This window comes from Mesorhizobium sp. M2A.F.Ca.ET.043.02.1.1 (assembly GCF_003952405.1).
GTDB lineage: Bacteria > Pseudomonadota > Alphaproteobacteria > Rhizobiales > Rhizobiaceae > Mesorhizobium.
Genome location: NZ_CP034445.1, coordinates 6,433,830 through 6,450,898 on the forward strand (window position 1 = coordinate 6,433,830; position 17,069 = coordinate 6,450,898).

At 63.5% G+C, this 17,069-nt stretch carries 12 protein-coding genes; 8 read left to right on the forward strand and 4 right to left on the reverse strand.

Features of this window, described 5'->3' with window-relative positions:
- Window positions 1–18 precede the first annotated feature (18 nt).
- The 4 genes from EJ068_RS31085 to EJ068_RS31100 form a co-directional block, all read right to left on the reverse strand.
- Window positions 19–2,355, reverse strand: a complete 2,337-nt coding sequence (locus EJ068_RS31085; protein ID WP_129554972.1) for a xanthine dehydrogenase family protein molybdopterin-binding subunit — start codon at window positions 2,353–2,355, stop codon at window positions 19–21.
- A complete protein-coding gene (locus tag EJ068_RS31090) occupies window positions 2,352–3,338 on the reverse strand; it encodes a xanthine dehydrogenase family protein subunit M (protein WP_129554973.1) in 987 nt (328 codons plus the stop codon). The genes EJ068_RS31085 and EJ068_RS31090 overlap by 4 nt, the downstream gene beginning before the upstream one ends.
- Entirely contained in the window at window positions 3,335–3,841 is a 507-nt protein-coding gene (locus EJ068_RS31095) for a 2Fe-2S iron-sulfur cluster-binding protein (RefSeq protein ID WP_126082810.1), read from the reverse strand. Before EJ068_RS31095 ends, EJ068_RS31090 begins: the two co-directional genes overlap by 4 nt.
- Before the next feature lie 69 nt (window positions 3,842–3,910).
- Window positions 3,911–4,468 (reverse strand): MarR family winged helix-turn-helix transcriptional regulator, encoded by a 558-nt coding sequence (locus EJ068_RS31100; RefSeq protein ID WP_245463297.1) that lies wholly within the window; start codon window positions 4,466–4,468, stop codon window positions 3,911–3,913.
- A 291-nt stretch (window positions 4,469–4,759) separates the two neighbouring features.
- Between EJ068_RS31100 and secE the strand changes: the two genes are divergently transcribed.
- From secE to rpoC, 8 genes are all read left to right on the forward strand, one after another.
- Complete coding sequence (gene secE, locus EJ068_RS31105) at window positions 4,760–4,963, forward strand: preprotein translocase subunit SecE (protein WP_027170383.1); 204 nt, start codon at window positions 4,760–4,762, stop codon at window positions 4,961–4,963.
- Window positions 4,964–4,990: 27 nt separating this feature from the next.
- Window positions 4,991–5,518 carry a transcription termination/antitermination protein NusG gene (nusG, locus tag EJ068_RS31110; RefSeq protein ID WP_095818149.1) on the forward strand — a complete coding sequence of 176 codons (528 nt, stop codon included), beginning with the start codon at window positions 4,991–4,993 and terminating at the stop codon, window positions 5,516–5,518.
- A 207-nt stretch (window positions 5,519–5,725) separates the two neighbouring features.
- Window positions 5,726–6,154 (forward strand): 50S ribosomal protein L11, encoded by a 429-nt coding sequence (gene rplK / locus EJ068_RS31115; RefSeq protein WP_042642146.1) that lies wholly within the window; start codon window positions 5,726–5,728, stop codon window positions 6,152–6,154.
- 4 nt (window positions 6,155–6,158) lie between these two features.
- On the forward strand, window positions 6,159–6,857 hold the full coding sequence (gene rplA, locus EJ068_RS31120; RefSeq protein WP_126082809.1) for a 50S ribosomal protein L1: 699 nt from the start codon (window positions 6,159–6,161) through the stop codon (window positions 6,855–6,857).
- A gap of 369 nt (window positions 6,858–7,226) precedes the next feature.
- On the forward strand, window positions 7,227–7,745 hold the full coding sequence (gene rplJ, locus EJ068_RS31125; protein WP_126061036.1) for a 50S ribosomal protein L10: 519 nt from the start codon (window positions 7,227–7,229) through the stop codon (window positions 7,743–7,745).
- A 54-nt stretch (window positions 7,746–7,799) separates the two neighbouring features.
- Entirely contained in the window at window positions 7,800–8,180 is a 381-nt protein-coding gene (gene rplL / locus EJ068_RS31130; RefSeq protein WP_127252428.1) for a 50S ribosomal protein L7/L12, read from the forward strand.
- A 262-nt stretch (window positions 8,181–8,442) separates the two neighbouring features.
- Window positions 8,443–12,579, forward strand: coding sequence for a DNA-directed RNA polymerase subunit beta (gene rpoB, locus EJ068_RS31135; protein ID WP_127252430.1), 4,137 nt, complete (start codon window positions 8,443–8,445; stop codon window positions 12,577–12,579).
- Window positions 12,580–12,763: 184 nt separating this feature from the next.
- Window positions 12,764–16,960 carry a DNA-directed RNA polymerase subunit beta' gene (gene rpoC, locus EJ068_RS31140; protein ID WP_127252432.1) on the forward strand — a complete coding sequence of 1,399 codons (4,197 nt, stop codon included), beginning with the start codon at window positions 12,764–12,766 and terminating at the stop codon, window positions 16,958–16,960.
- Window positions 16,961–17,069: the final 109 nt, after the last annotated feature.

The following is a 17,069-nucleotide window of genomic DNA, read 5'->3' on the forward strand; positions in this document are numbered from 1 at the left end:
GTTCCGGACGGAACCGCCTCATCCTTTTGCTTGAGTTGTATCGGCGGCCAGCTTGTCGAGGGTGATAGGCAGGTCGCGTACGCGAATACCGGTGGCGTTGAACACGGCGTTGGCAACGGCCGCGGCCACTCCGGTCGTACCGATCTCGCCGATGCCACGCGCCCCCATGGGCGTGCGCGGGTCGGGGACATCCGTCCACAGCACATCGATCTCCGGCACGTCCAGATGCACCGGCACATGATAATCGGCCAGCGACGTGCTCATGATCCGGCCGCTCCGCTCGTCCAGCAGCGTTTCTTCCGTCAGCGCCATTCCCAGTCCCATGATCATGCCGCCCTTGAACTGGCTGGTGGCGGTTTTCGCGTTGAGGATGCGCCCGCAATCGAAGGCGCCGACCAGGCGATCGATCCGGATTTCCCCGGTAACCTCGCTCACGCGCAGCTGACAGAAGATGGCCGACGTGCTGTGCATCGAGAATTTGAGCATCTCCAGCGGCGCGCCGCTTTCGCCCGTGACGCTGATCTCGTCGCGCCCGGAGCGGCGAAAGATCGAAGCGAAGCTCTCGTACCGCGAAGGGTCGTCGACGCTGCGCAGCCCGCTGTCGGCGAATTCGACCTCGCCCACCCTGAGCCCCGCCAGCGGTGTGTCGTTGCCGGCGAGGCGCAACAGCTCGGCTGCAAGCTTGCCGCTCGCTGCACTGATAGCCGCGCCGAGCGAGGCTGTCTGGGACGATCCGCCGGCGAAGCTGGCGAAGGGCAGGCTGGAGTCGCCGATAGTCACCGACACACTGTCGAGCGGCAGCCCGAACCGGTCCGCGGCGTGCTGGCGCTGCACGGTCGCGGTCCCCATTCCCATCTCTTGCGCGGCACTTGCGACATGCGCGCGACCGCCAGCGTCGAGGGTGATGCGCGCGGACGTGCCGGGCATGCGGGCGAAAGGGAAGGTTCCGCCCGCGCAGCCCATGCCGATCAGCCATTCCCCTTGGCGCCGTGCACGAGGCGCGGAGGCGCGCAGCACCCAACCAATACGCTCGGCACCCATGTCGTACGCGGTCATCACGGCGCTCTGCGAATGGGGAGCGCCGCTGATCGGATCACAGGAAGCGACGTTGCGACGCCGCAACTCGATCGGGTCCATCCCGAGCTCATGAGCGAGTTCGTCCATCGCGCATTCGATCGCGAAAGTTCCCGGAGCCTCTCCGGGAGCACGCATGAAAGAGTTGGCCACGAGGTCGAGATCGACATGGTGCTGAACGATGTCGAAGCTTCCGGACGCATAGAGCGATCGCCCGGTGAGGCTGAAGCCTTCGTCGCATATGCTGTGCTTCGGCTTGGTGGCATAGCCATGGTGCAACAGGGCGGTGAGTTTTCCATCGGCACCGGCCCCCAGCGCGACGCGCTGCTCGGTCTGGGTGCGGCCGCCGACAAGACGGTGCATGCTCGCCCGCGAAAGCCTGACTCGCACCGGTCGCCCGGCGAGCTTCGCCGCGGCGGCGCCGAGGATCTGATGATCCCACATTCCCTTTGCGCCGAAGCCACCTCCGACGAAGGGTGAACTGACGAAGACATCCGCCTCTTTCAGCCCGAACACCTTCGCCAGGGACCCCGCCGTTGCGTGGATCATCTGCGTCGTGTCGTGAACGATCAGCCTTCCGTCCTGCCAGGCGATCGTAGCGGCGTGCGGTTCGATCGGATTGTGGCTCTGCCACGGCGTCCTGTAGACCGCATCGACCTTGTACGCCGCTTCGGCCAGCTTCTTTGAAGCGTTTCCCTTGTCGACCCGGTTGCGTTCGATCAGGATCGAGTCCGGCGTGCTTGCAACTTTCTTGCCGTCCTCGAACCGCGTGCGTGACGGCTGGGCTTCGTAACGAATCCGGACCAGCGTGGCGGCATGTTCGGCCTGTTCCCGGGTTTCGGCCAGAATGACGGCCACCGCCTGTCCGTTCCACCGGATTTCGGCGTCCTGCATCACCGGAAGCGTGTGGTTGCCTGCCGCCTTCAGATTGGTGATGCCGATCGCGGGAGGCACCGACATTTTCGGCGCATTGCGGTAGGTCATCACCAGCTCGACCCCCGGCGCGGCTTCAGCGACGGAAACATCGAGCTCGATGATCTTGCCGCGCGCTATGGTGGAATGGACAAAGGCGGCATGGAGCAGGTTCTCCATCGGCACCTCGGCTGCGAAGCGCGCCGCGCCGCGCACCTTGTCGGGACCGTCGACGCGTGGCTGCTGGGTTCCCAGCGTCGCGCGCTTCTCAATGATCGGATCCGGCGTGCCGCCGGGCAGCCAGCTTGCGGGAACGCGGCCCAGCACCGTGCGGACTCCGCCGACGAGGGCATTCTGCAGCTTGCTCATGCGGGATCTCCTGCCAGCGATTCAAGCACGGCTGCGATCGTGCGCTGCGCCAGCCCGATCTTGAAAGCATTGCCTTCGAGCGGCCGCGCCTCGGCCAATTCCTCCTCCGCGGCGGAAAGGAAATTCGCGCGGGTCGCCGGCAATCCGCGAAGCGCCGCCTCCGCACGCGTGGCGCGCCATGGCTTTGCGGCCACGCCGCCAAGCGCGATCCGAACCTCGCCGACCTTGCCCTCGACGACGTCCAGGCCAGCCGCCACGGAAACCAGGGCGAATGCATAGCTCGAACGGTCGCGCAGCTTGCGATACTCGGAATTCACCATTGCGGGGGTCGCGGGCGGAAGCTCTACCGCGGTGATCATCTCCCCGGGCTGCAGGACACTCTCGATTTGTGGACTGGCGCCTGGCAAGGCGTGGAACTCGGCGAGCGCCACCGTTCTCTCACCTGCGGGGCCGGCGAGATGCACCACCGCCGAGAGCGCGGCAAGCGCGACGCACATGTCCGAGGGATGGGTTGCCACGCAGTCATTCGACGCACCCAATATTGCGTGATAGCGGTTGAAGCCGCCGATGGCGCCACAGCCGCCGCCAGGCTGCCGCTTGTTACATCGCGCCCCGTCCACATCGTAGAAATAGGCGCAGCGTGTCCGCTGCATAATGTTGCCGCCGACCGTCGCCATGTTGCGGATCTGCGCCGAGGCCCCGGCCAGCAAGGCGCGCGACAGCATCGGATAGCGTTCGCGGATCAGCGGTTGCGCGGCTAGAGCGCTGTTCTTCATCGATGCGCCGATGAGCAGCGCGCCGCCATCAGCTTCCTGGATGTCGGAGGTGAGGCGGCTGACATCGACCAGTTGCGAAGCGGAGTCGACATTCTGCCTGAGCAGATCGACAAGGTTCGTGCCCCCGCCGACGAACCGTGCGCCGTCGGCAGCAAGCGCCAGGGCTTCCGCACGGTCATTCGCGATGTGAAATGCAAAGGGCGTCATGCCGGCTCTCCAGCAAGCATTTCCTCGATCGCTTCGACAATGCCGTTATGCGCACCGCAGCGGCACAGATTGCCGCTCATGCGTTCGCGGATTTCCTCGCGGGTCGGCCGGACCGGGCCTGCGAGATCGGCAGTGACGTGACTTGGATCGCCGCGCCGCAACTCCCGCGCCATGGCGATCGCCGAGCAGATCTGGCCCGGGGTGCAGTAGCCACACTGGAGGCCATCATGTTCGATGAAAGCCTCTTGCAGGGGGTGGAGGCCGCCGTCTGGCCCTTGCAGTCCTTCGATCGTGCGAACATCGCGCCCCTTTGCCTGTGCCGCCAGCGTGAGGCAGGACAGCACCCGCTCGTCGTCCAGCAACACTGTGCAGGCGCCGCAGGCACCCTGGTTGCAACCGAGCTTCGTGCCGGTTAGCCCAAGGCGTTCGCGCAACATGTCGAGCAGCGACACGCGCGCATCGTCTGGAACGGGATAGTCGGATCCGTTGATCATGATGGTCACAGGCGTCTCCATTCAGGGACCGGCAGCGGAACGCCGGCGAGCCACCATCATGATAGTACGAAAATCGTATTATTCAACTTTCGTATCTGCGATTTTCTCGGTAAGGCGGATCAACTCCTGTCGTTCGCTGGCGTTTAGCGACCTGAGCATTGCCATGCAGGCGTTGCGGTAGCCGGCTTTTTGATCGCCGACCACCTGCACGCCCTTTGCCGTGGCGGTAAGGGCTACCGTCCGGCGGTTCTCTTCCGGCCTGCGGCGCTCGACCAGTCCCTTGCGCACAAGCCTGTCGATGGCCGAGGACATGGTCGTCGGCGCGACATCGAGATAGCGGGCGACGTCCGCCGCCCCGCATCCGGCATTGTCGCAGATGAAGACCAGCGTCTGAGCGTCGAGCGCGTTAAGTGCGTTCTCCGCCGCCGCAACGGCTTCGGCTACCTTGAACCGGCGCGTGAAGCGTTCGAAGGCAATGGTAAGCTGCTCAACCTGTTCTTGCGTCGGCTCAGTCATCGCTCCAAGAAAGCATGCCACAGGCATGGATGCCAAGCGATGCGCAGCGATACCGCCTGGCCGCGTCCACATAACGCAAAACCCAGCCCGGTATTTGAAAATGGCCGGGTAGCTTGCCATATAGGGAAAATTCGGGCATAAGCCCCGCATAGCCGGGACGGGACGACTGGATGGTTCCGAGGCGGCGCTAGGACATAAAGCGGACCCTTGCCACTTGCGTGGATTAAGAATCGGTTTTATGTAGACAAGACAGACACGCGACGCGTGGAGCTGGGAAGCCGGCTTTACGCGTCTGATTTGCGTGGGTGAAATAGCGGCGCTGATTCGCACCGCATGAAGCCCAGGCGGCACGTCCCGGCCAGCGGGATCATCCAGGAGGCCCGGCCAACGGGTCTTGAAAACAGGCGGTACATGGCTTCGAAAACCACTAATCCCTTCACCTTTCTCCAGCAGGTTCGCGCGGAGACGGCCAAGGTGACATGGCCATCGCGGCGCGAAACCATGATCTCGACCGTGATGGTCCTGGTGTTCGCGGTGATCGCGATGCTCTTCTTCTTCGCAGCCGACATTCTGATGGGCTATGCGATCGAGTGGATCCTGGGTCTCGGGCATTAATTCGGCGGTTTACGGAGAGGTCGGGAAATGACTGCGCGCTGGTATATCGTCCACGCCTATTCGAACTTCGAGAAGAAGGTCGCCGAGGACATTGAGAACAAGGCCAAGCAGAAGGGCCTGGCCGGCGAGATCGAGCAGATCGTGGTGCCGACCGAGAAGGTCGTCGAGATCCGCCGTGGCCGCAAGGTCGATGCCGAGCGCAAGTTCTTCCCGGGCTATGTGCTCCTGAAGGCCAACCTGACGGACGCCGTGTTCTCGCTGGTCAAGAACACGCCGAAAGTGACCGGCTTCCTGGGCGACTCCAAGCCCGTGCCGATCACCGAGACCGAGGCGCAGCGCATCCTGAACCAGGTCCAGGAAGGCGTCGAGCGGCCGAAGCCCTCGGTCACCTTCGAGATCGGCGAGGCGATCCGCGTCTCGGATGGTCCGTTCGCGTCGTTCAACGGCGTCGTACAGGAAGTGGACGAGGAGCGGGCCCGCCTCAAGGTGGAAGTTTCGATCTTCGGGCGCGCCGTGCCCGTCGATCTGGAATTCGGACAGGTCGAAAAGGGCTGATCCGGTTAGCCGCGCCGCAAGGCGTCGGCACAACCCGCGCCGCAAGGCGTCGGGATCCGCGCCGTAAGGCGTCGGGGCGGTCGCTTAAGGCGCCGCATGAACGGGTGGGAGGCGAAGGCGGCATAGCCGGCCGTCGGAACCGCACCACCAGACTGCAACCGCCGGTGTCCCGCTAATGGGCCGGCATGAGAAAAGGCAGGAATAGAGATGGCTAAGAAAGTTGCAGGCCAGCTCAAGCTCCAGGTTGCCGCGGGCTCGGCCACGCCGTCGCCCCCGATCGGCCCGGCGCTTGGTCAGCGCGGCATCAACATCATGGAATTCTGCAAGGCGTTCAACGCGCAGACGCAGGAGCTCGAGAAGGGGTCGCCGATCCCGGTCGTCATCACCTACTACCAGGACAAGTCGTTCACCTTCGTCATGAAGACGCCGCCGGTGAGCTACTTCCTGAAGAAGGCCGCCAACCTGAAGTCGGGCTCCAAGGAGCCGGGCAAGACCAAGGTCGGCACGATCAGCCGCGACAAGGTGCGCGCGATCGCCGAGCAGAAGATGAAGGACCTGAACGCAAACGACGTCGAGGCGGCCATGCGCATGGTCGAGGGCTCCGCCCGCTCGATGGGCCTGGAAGTGGTGGGCTAAGATCATGGCAAAGATTGCAAAGCGTGTTGCTGCGAGTCGCGAAGGCATCGATCCAAACAAGGCTTATGCGCTCTCCGAGGCGCTGCAGCTGCTCAAGGACCGGTCCAAGGTGAAGTTCGACGAGACCGTCGAGGTCTCGATGAATCTCGGTGTCGATCCGCGCCATGCCGACCAGATGGTCCGCGGCGTGGTCAACCTGCCGAACGGCACCGGCCGTTCCGTGCGTGTCGCCGTGTTCGCCCGTGGCGATAAGGCTGAGGAAGCAAAGGCCGCCGGCGCTGATATCGTTGGAGCCGAGGATCTGGTCGACATCGTCCAGAAGGGCACGATCGATTTCGATCGCTGCATCGCCACGCCGGACATGATGCCGCTGGTCGGCCGTCTGGGTAAGGTGCTCGGCCCGCGTGGCATGATGCCGAACCCGAAGGTCGGCACCGTGACCACCGACGTGGCTGCGGCCGTCAAGGCTTCGAAGGGCGGCGCCGTCGAGTTCCGCGTCGAGAAGGCCGGCATCGTCCAGGCCGGCGTCGGCAAGGTTTCGTTCGACGTCAAGGCGCTGGAAGAGAATGTCCGCGCCTTCGCCGATGCGGTGAACAGGGCCAAGCCGGCCGGCGCCAAGGGCAACTACGTTAAGAAGGTGTCGGTCACCTCGACGATGGGCCCGGGCCTGAAGCTCGACATCGCGACGCTCGCCGCGTCGTAAGTGTCGTCGGGTCGGCCCTGAGTCGACCCATGAAGAATTCCGGACCGCCGATCCGTCGGCGGCCCGGTAACCCGGGAGCCGAAAGGTTTCCGGATATCCTGTCCGAGATTGCAGGCGGCCCAACAGCCTTAATTCATGTGGGCCTGCATGAGACGGGTGAAGACCCGACAAAGGAGCGGAAAGCTCCAATGAAAGGTTCGAACCGTGTTTGCCTTTTGTCAGCGCATCGCCGGCTTGCCGTCGGCGTGGCGAAAGGGGGCAGGATCCTCGAGCGTCGTTCGGGAGATCCGTTTTTGGATGGCCCGGCCGGCAAAAGGCAACCCGACTTCTGACCTCGAAAATGAGGCAGTGGTCAACTGGAGATAGGCAGTGGACAGAGCGGAAAAGCGCGAACTCGTCACGGGCCTGAATGATGCGTTCTCGAACGCGGGTTCAGTCGTCGTGGCCCACTACGCCGGTATCACCGTGGCGCAAATGAACGACCTTCGGTCGAAGATGCGCGCTGCCGGCGGCACCGTCAAAGTCGCGAAGAACCGTCTCGCCAAGATCGCTCTTCAGGGCACGGACTCCGCATCGATCATCGATCTGTTCAAGGGACAGACGCTGGTCGCTTATTCGGAGGATCCGATTGCGGCGCCGAAGGTCGCGTCCGAATTCGCCAAGGGGAATGACAAGCTGATCATTCTCGGCGGCGCGATGGGCTCGACCTCGCTCAACGCCGATGGTGTCAAGGCACTCGCCACGATGCCGTCGCTCGACGAGCTGCGCGCCAAGCTGGTTGGCATGATCGCCACGCCGGCAACCCGGATCGCCCAGATCGTCAATGCGCCCGCGGCTTCGGTCGCGCGTGTCATCGGCGCTTACGCCCGGAAGGACGAGGCGGCATGAGGCCGTTCCTCGCTGTCAACAACACACGTTCGAACCAATTGAAGGAATATCAAAATGGCTGATCTCGCGAAGATCGTAGACGACCTTTCGAGCCTGACCGTCCTCGAGGCGGCTGAGCTTTCGAAGCTCCTGGAAGAGAAGTGGGGCGTTTCGGCCGCTGCTCCGGTGGCTGTTGCCGCCGCTGCTGGTGGTTCTGCCGCTGCCGCTGCTCCGGCTGAAGAGAAGACGGAATTCGACGTCGTTCTCGCCGACGCCGGCGCCCAGAAGATCAACGTCATCAAGGAAGTCCGCGCCATCACCGGCCTTGGCCTCAAGGAAGCCAAGGACCTGGTCGAAGCGGCTCCGAAGCCGGTCAAGGAAGGCGTTTCCAAGGCCGACGCCGACAAGTTCAAGGCTCAGCTGGAAGCAGCTGGCGCCAAGGTCGAGCTGAAGTAATTAGGCGTGGGCGGACGGTCTCGCGCCGTCCGCCCCTCCCTTGGACTGAGGGAGACTTTGTTGCGCGAGGCGTTTGAAAACCTCTTTCCTGAGGGCCGAAAAGCGGCCTTCCGGAAACGGGTTTTCTCCCGTTTTAGCCGGTACCCGCCAAGCTGTTGGCAGTGCAGGCCGGAAAACAGATAGGGGCAGCCGTCGAGGCGGCCCGTTGGTGCAAGGCGAGCCGCGGCGAGGTTCGTCCCGAGTTTAGAGCTAAGGAGCGACGATGGCCCAGACCCAGACTTTCAATGGCCGCAGACGCGTACGCAAGTTCTTCGGAAAGATCCCGGAAGTTGCGGAGATGCCGAACCTGATCGAGGTTCAGAAGGCATCCTATGACCAGTTCCTGATGGTGGACGAGCCCAAGGGCGGCCGTCCGGACGAGGGACTGCAGGCCGTTTTCAAGTCGGTCTTCCCGATCTCCGACTTTTCCGGCTCCTCCATGCTGGAGTTCGTGAAGTATGAGTTCGAGGCACCGAAATTCGACGTTGACGAGTGCCGTCAGCGCGACCTGACCTATGCTGCGCCGCTCAAGGTGACGCTGCGCCTCATCGTGTTCGATATCGACGAGGATACCGGCGCGAAGTCGATCAAGGACATCAAGGAGCAGGACGTCTACATGGGCGACATGCCGCTCATGACGTCGAACGGCACCTTCATCGTCAACGGCACCGAGCGCGTCATCGTCTCGCAGATGCACCGCTCGCCGGGCGTCTTCTTCGACCATGACAAGGGCAAGTCGCACTCGTCGGGCAAGCTTCTGTTTGCCGCGCGCGTCATTCCCTATCGCGGCTCGTGGCTCGACATCGAGTTCGATAGCAAGGACGTCGTGCACGCCCGCATCGACCGCCGCCGCAAGATCCCGGTGACGTCGCTGCTGATGGCGCTCGGCATGGACGGCGAAGAGATCCTGTCGACCTTCTACAACAAGATCACCTACAAGCGCGCCGGCGACCATTGGCGCATTCCGTTCAACGTAGAGCGCTTCCGCGGCCTCAAGGCCGTCGGCGATCTGGTTGATGCCGACACCGGTGAAATCGTCGTCGAGCAAGGCAAGAAGATCACCGCCCGCCAGGCCCGCCAGCTTGGCGAAAAGGGTCTCAAGGCCATCAAGGCGACCGACGAGGATCTGCTCGGCAACTACCTCGCCGAGGACATCGTCAACTATGCCACCGGCGAGATCTTCCTCGAGGCCGGCGACGAGATCGACGACAAGACGCTGAAGGTGCTGCTCGGCACCGGCGAGGACGAGATCCAGATTCTGGACATCGACCACGTCAATGTCGGCGCCTATATCCGCAACACGCTCAACGTCGACAAGAACGAGAGCCGCCAGGACGCGCTGTTCGACATCTATCGTGTCATGCGCCCGGGCGAGCCGCCGACGCTCGAGACCGCCGAAGCCATGTTCAACTCGCTGTTCTTCGACAGCGAGCGCTATGACCTGTCGGCCGTCGGCCGCGTCAAGATGAACATGCGCCTCGAGCTCAAGGCCGAGGACACCGTGCGCGTGCTGCGCAAGGAAGACATCCTGGCCGTGGTCAAGACGCTGGTCGAGCTGCGCGACGGCAAGGGCGAGATCGACGACATCGACAATCTCGGCAACCGCCGCGTGCGCTCTGTCGGCGAGCTCATGGAGAACCAGTACCGCGTCGGCCTGCTGCGCATGGAGCGCGCGATCAAGGAACGCATGTCCTCGATCGAGATCGACACGGTCATGCCGCAGGATCTGATCAACGCCAAGCCGGCGGCCGCCGCCGTGCGCGAGTTCTTCGGCTCCTCGCAGCTGTCGCAGTTCATGGACCAGACCAACCCGCTGTCGGAGATCACCCACAAGCGTCGCCTCTCGGCGCTTGGACCGGGCGGTCTGACCCGCGAGCGCGCCGGCTTCGAGGTGCGCGACGTGCACCCGACGCATTACGGCCGCATCTGCCCGATCGAGACGCCGGAAGGCCCGAATATCGGTCTGATCAACTCGCTGGCCACCTTCGCGCGCGTCAACAAGTACGGCTTCATCGAAAGCCCGTACCGCAAGATCGTGGGCGGCAAGCTGACCAACGAAGTTGTCTACCTGTCGGCGATGGAAGAGGCCAAGCACTATGTCGCGCAGGCCAACGCCGAGCTCGACAAGAACGGCAGCTTCGTCGACGAGTTCGTCATTTGCCGTAACGCCGGCGAAGTGATGATGGCGCCGCGCGAGAACGTCGACCTGATGGACGTCTCGCCGAAGCAGATGGTGTCGGTCGCGGCGGCGCTCATCCCGTTCCTCGAGAACGACGACGCCAACCGCGCGCTCATGGGCTCGAACATGCAGCGTCAGGCCGTGCCGCTGGTGCGCGCCGAGGCGCCGTTCGTCGGCACCGGCATGGAGCCGGTCGTCGCCCGTGACTCGGGCGCGGCCATCGGCGCTCGCCGCGGCGGCGTGGTCGATCAGGTGGACGCCACCCGTATCGTTATCCGCGCCACGGAAGACCTCGATCCCGGCAAGTCGGGCGTCGACATCTACCGGCTGATGAAGTTCCAGCGTTCGAACCAGAACACCTGCATCAACCAGCGGCCGCTGGTGCGCATGGGCGACCGCGTCAACAAGGGCGACATCATCGCCGACGGTCCGTCGACCGAACTCGGCGATCTGGCGCTCGGCCGTAACGTGCTGGTCGCGTTCATGCCGTGGAACGGCTACAACTACGAGGACTCGATCCTGCTCTCCGAGCGCATCGTGGCCGATGACGTCTTCACCTCGATCCACATCGAGGAGTTCGAGGTCATGGCGCGCGACACCAAGCTCGGGCCGGAGGAAATCACGCGCGACATTCCGAACGTTTCGGAGGAGGCGCTGAAGAACCTCGACGAGGCCGGCATCGTCTATATCGGCGCCGAGGTGCAGCCGGGTGACATCCTGGTCGGCAAGATCACGCCGAAGGGCGAAAGCCCGATGACACCGGAAGAAAAGCTTCTGCGCGCCATCTTCGGCGAAAAGGCCTCGGACGTCCGCGACACCTCCATGCGCATGCCTCCGGGCACCTTCGGCACGGTCGTCGAAGTCCGCGTCTTCAACCGCCACGGCGTGGAGAAGGACGAGCGCGCGATGGCGATCGAGCGCGAGGAGATCGAGCGTCTGGCCAAGGACCGCGACGACGAACAGGCGATCCTCGACCGCAACGTCTACGCGCGTCTTTCCGACATGCTGGTCGGCAAGGAAGCGATTGCCGGGCCGAAGGGCTTCAAGAAGGGCTCGAAGCTGTCGAAGGACACGCTCGACGAGTATCCGCGTTCGCAGTGGTGGCAGTTCGCCGTGGAGAACGAGAAGCTCCAGGGCGAGCTCGAGGCTCTGCGCGGCCAGTACGACGAGTCCAAGAAGGCGCTCGAGCAGCGCTTCATGGACAAGGTCGAGAAGGTGCAGCGCGGCGACGAAATGCCTCCGGGCGTCATGAAGATGGTCAAGGTCTTCGTGGCGGTGAAGCGCAAGATGCAGCCTGGCGACAAGATGGCCGGCCGTCACGGCAACAAGGGTGTCGTGTCGCGCATCGTTCCGGTCGAGGACATGCCTTTCCTCGAGGACGGCACGCATGCCGATATCGTGCTCAACCCGCTGGGTGTGCCGAGCCGCATGAATGTTGGCCAGATCCTGGAAACGCATCTGGGCTGGGCTTGCGCAGGCATGGGCAGGAAGATCGGCGAGCTGATCGACGCGTATAAGGGTGGCGGCGACATCAAGCCGCTGCGCAAGACGCTGGAAAGCTTCATGCCGGCCAACGATCGCAACGAGCCGATCCGCGAGTATGACGACGAGAGCATCGTTCGCCTGAGCGAGCAGATGCGCCGCGGCGTCTCCATCGCGACACCGGTGTTCGACGGCGCGCACGAGGTCGACATCAACACCATGCTGGAGCAGGCAGGCCTGCACACCAGCGGTCAGTCGCAGCTCTATGACGGTCGCACCGGCGAGCCGTTCGATCGCAAGGTGACGATGGGCTATATCTATATGCTCAAGCTGCACCACCTGGTGGACGACAAGATCCACGCGCGTTCGATCGGTCCGTACTCGCTCGTCACCCAGCAGCCGCTGGGCGGCAAGGCGCAGTTCGGCGGCCAGCGCTTCGGCGAAATGGAGGTCTGGGCGCTCGAAGCCTACGGCGCCGCCTACACGCTGCAGGAAATGCTGACGGTGAAGTCGGACGACGTGGCCGGCCGCACCAAGGTCTACGAGGCGATCGTGCGCGGCGACGACACGTTCGAGGCGGGCATTCCGGAGAGCTTCAACGTTCTCGTCAAGGAAATGCGCTCGCTCGGCCTCAATGTGGAACTGGAAAACACCCAGGTCGAAGAGGCTCCGACGCGTCTGCCCGACGCAGCCGAATGAAGCCTATGGCGCGCCGCTCCAGGAAGCGGCGCGCCCCGAGCATGACCCCGAAAAGTGGCCACCGGTTTTCGGACAAGGTCATGCTCAACCAAGAAGTCTTCGGCCGGTTTGACCGGCCAGTCTGCGGACATTTCGTCCGCGATCGATTGAAGGGGTTATCGAGGACCCCGAAAAGGAGAACGGCATGAACCAAGAGGTCATGAATCTCTTCAACCCGCAGGCGCCTGCGCAGGTGTTCGATTCCATCCGGATCTCGCTTGCCAGCCCAGAGAAGATTCTGTCCTGGTCGTTCGGCGAGATCAAGAAGCCGGAGACCATCAACTACCGCACCTTCAAGCCGGAGCGTGACGGTCTGTTCTGCGCGCGCATTTTTGGCCCGATCAAGGACTATGAATGCCTGTGCGGCAAGTACAAGCGCATGAAGTACAAGGGCGTCATCTGCGAAAAGTGCGGCGTCGAAGTCACGCTGTCGCGCGTTCGCCGCGAGCGCATGGGCCATATCGAGCTAGCCGCGCCCGTCGCCCATATCTGGTTCCTGAAGTCGCTGCCCTCGCGCATCGGCACGCTGCTCGACATGACCCTCAAGGACATCGAGCGTGTGCTGTATTTCGAGAACTACATCGTCACCGAGCCGGGCCTCACCGCGCTGAAGGAGAACCAGCTCCTCAGCGAGGAGGAGTACATGCTCGCCGTCGACGAGTATGGCGAGGATTCTTTCACCGCCATGATCGGCGCCGAGGCCATCCATGACCTCCTGGCCGGCATGGACCTTGAGAAGATCGCCGGCGACCTGCGTTCGGAGCTGGCTTCGACCACCTCCGAGCTGAAGCAGAAGAAGTATCTGAAGCGGCTCAAGGTCGTGGAGAACTTCATGGAATCAGGCAATCGTCCGGAATGGATGATCATGAAGGTGGTTCCGGTGATCCCGCCGGACCTGCGCCCGCTGGTTCCCCTGGACGGCGGCCGCTTTGCGACCTCGGATCTGAACGACCTCTATCGCCGCGTCATCAACCGCAACAACCGCCTGAAGCGGCTGATCGAGCTGCGCGCTCCCGGCATCATCGTGCGCAACGAGAAGCGCATGCTGCAGGAAGCCGTCGACGCGCTGTTCGACAACGGCCGTCGCGGCCGCGTCATCACCGGCGCCAACAAGCGTCCGCTGAAGTCGCTGTCCGACATGCTCAAGGGCAAGCAGGGCCGGTTCCGTCAGAACCTGCTCGGCAAGCGCGTCGACTATTCCGGTCGCTCGGTCATCGTGACCGGTCCGGAGCTGAAGCTGCATCAGTGCGGTCTGCCGAAGAAGATGGCGCTCGAGCTGTTCAAGCCCTTCATCTACGCCCGCCTCGACGCCAAGGGTTTCTCCTCGACCGTCAAGCAGGCGAAGAAGCTGGTCGAGAAGGAGCGTCCGGAGGTTTGGGATATCCTCGACGAGGTTATCCGCGAGCATCCGGTGCTGCTCAACCGCGCGCCGACGCTGCACCGCCTCGGCATCCAGGCGTTCGAGCCGACCCTGATCGAAGGCAAGGCGATCCAGCTGCATCCGCTGGTCTGCACCGCCTTCAACGCCGACTTCGACGGTGACCAGATGGCGGTCCACGTGCCGCTGTCGCTGGAAGCGCAGCTCGAAGCCCGCGTGCTGATGATGTCGACCAACAACATCCTGCACCCGGCCTCCGGCGCGCCGATCATCGTGCCGTCGCAGGACATGGTTCTCGGTCTCTACTATCTCTCGATCGTCAACCAGAACGAGCCGGGCGAAGGCATGGTGTTTGCCGACATGGGCGAGCTCCAGCATGCGCTGGAGACCAAGGCCGTGACGCTGCACGCCAAGATCAAGGGCCGCTTCCGCACGGTCGACGCTGAAGGCAATGTCGTGTCGAAGATCTACGACACCACGCCGGGCCGCATGATCATCGGCGAGCTTCTGCCGAAGAACGTCAACGTGCCGTATGAGACCGCCAACCAGGAGATGACCAAGAAGAACATCTCCAAGATGATCGACACCGTCTACCGCCACTGCGGTCAGAAAGAGACGGTCATCTTCTGCGATCGCATCATGGCGCTCGGCTTCGCCCATGCCTGCCGTGCCGGCATCTCGTTCGGCAAGGACGACATGCTGATCCCGGACACCAAGCTGAAGCTTGTTTCCGACACCGAGGCTTTGGCCAAGGAATACGAGCAGCAGTACAATGACGGCCTGATCACGCAGGGCGAGAAGTACAACAAGGTCGTCGACGCCTGGGCCAAGTGCTCGGAAAAGGTCGCCGACGAGATGATGGCGCGCATCAAGGCGGTGGAATTCGAGGACAACGGCCGTCAGAAGCCGATGAACTCGATCTACATGATGTCGCATTCGGGTGCGCGCGGTTCGCCCACCCAGATGCGTCAGCTCGCCGGCATGCGCGGCCTGATGGCGAAGCCCTCGGGTGAAATTATCGAGACGCCGATCATCTCGAACTTCAAGGAAGGCCTCACCGTGCTCGAGTACTTCAACTCGACCCACGGCGCCCGCAAGGGTCTGGCCGACACCGCCTTGAAGACGGCGAACTCGGGCTACCTCACCCGCCGTCTCGTCGACGTGGCGCAGGACTGCATCGTCAACTCGGTTGATTGCGGCACCGACAAGGGCCTCACCATGCAGCCGATCGTCGATGCCGGCCAGATCGTCGCCTCGGTCGGCCAGCGCGTGCTGGGCCGCACTGCGCTCGACGACATCAACCATCCGGTCACCGGCGATCTGCTGGTCAAGGCCGGCAAGCTGATGGACGAGCGCGATGTGGAGCAGATCGAAAAGGCCGGCGTGCAGTCGGTCCGCATCCGTTCGGCGCTGACCTGCGAGGTCAGGACCGGCGTGTGCGCCGTCTGCTACGGTCGCGACCTGGCTCGCGGTACCCCCGTCAACCAGGGCGAGGCCGTCGGCGTCATCGCGGCGCAGTCGATCGGCGAGCCGGGCACCCAGCTCACCATGCGTACCTTCCACATGGGCGGCACGGCGCAGGTGGTGGATTCCTCGTTCCTTGAAGCCTCCTATGAGGGCAAGGTGCAGATCCGCAACCGCAACGTGGTGCGCAACTCGGAAGGCCAGCAGATGGTCATGGGCCGCAACATGGCGGTGCTCATCCTCGATGAGACCGGCAAGGAGCGTGCCACGCACCGCGTCGCCTATGGTTCGCGCATCTTCGTGGACGATGGCGACAAGGTGAAGCGCGGCCAGCGTATCGCCGAGTGGGATCCCTATACCCGCCCGATCCTCACCGAAATCGAGGGTCGCGTGGCGTTCGAGGATCTGGTCGACGGCATCTCCGTTCAGGAAACGGCCGACGAGTCGACCGGCATCACCAAGCGTGAGGTCATCGACTGGCGTTCGACGCCGCGCGGCAGCGACCTGAAGCCGGCGATCGTCATCCAGGACGCCAAGGGCAAGGTCGGCAAGTTGTCGAAGGGCGGCGATGCACGCTTCCTGCTCTCGGTCGAGGCCATCCTCTCGGTCGAGCCGGGCGCCCATGTGAAGCCGGGCGACGTCCTGGCGCGTATCCCGATGGAAAGCGCCAAGACCAAGGACATCACCGGTGGTCTGCCGCGTGTTGCGGAACTGTTCGAGGCTCGCCGTCCGAAGGATCACGCCATCATCGCCGAGATCGATGGCACGATCCGCTTCGGCCGCGACTACAAGAACAAGCGCCGCATCATCATCGAGCCGCATGACTCGACGCTGGAGCCGGTGGAGTACCTGATCCCGAAGGGCAAGCCGTTCCATCTCCAGGACGGCGACGTCATCGAGAAGGGCGACTATATCCTCGACGGCAACCCGGCGCCGCACGACATCCTGGCGATCAAGGGCGTGGAGGCGCTGGCCTCCTATCTCGTCAACGAGATCCAGGAGGTCTACCGCCTGCAGGGCGTGTCGATCAACGACAAGCACATCGAGGTGATCGTTCGCCAGATGCTGCAGAAGGTCGAGATCACCACGCAGGGCGACTCGACCTACATCCCGGGCGACCACGTCGACGTGATCGAGCTGGAAGAGGTCAACGAGCGCCTGATCGAGGACGGCAAGAAGCCGGCCGAAGGTCAGCCGGTGCTGCTCGGCATCACTAAGGCCTCGCTGCAGACGCCGTCCTTCATCTCGGCCGCCTCCTTCCAGGAGACGACCAGGGTGCTCACCGAGGCTGCGGTTGCCGGCAAGACCGACATGCTGCAGGGCCTGAAAGAAAACGTCATCGTCGGCCGTCTGATCCCCGCCGGCACGGGCGGCACGATGAGCCAGATCAGGCGCATCGCAACCTCGCGCGACGAGCTCATCATCGACGAGCGCCGCAAGGCCTCCGGTGTCGAGGTCGCCGACCCGATGCTGACCGACATGGTCAACGCCGCGCAGTAAACGGCATGATATAAGAGAAGAAAGGAAGGGGCCCGCGCGGGCCCCTTTTTGCATTCAGAGCACGATCCTGAAAAAGTGGGTACCGGTTTTCAGGAAAGATCATGCTCCA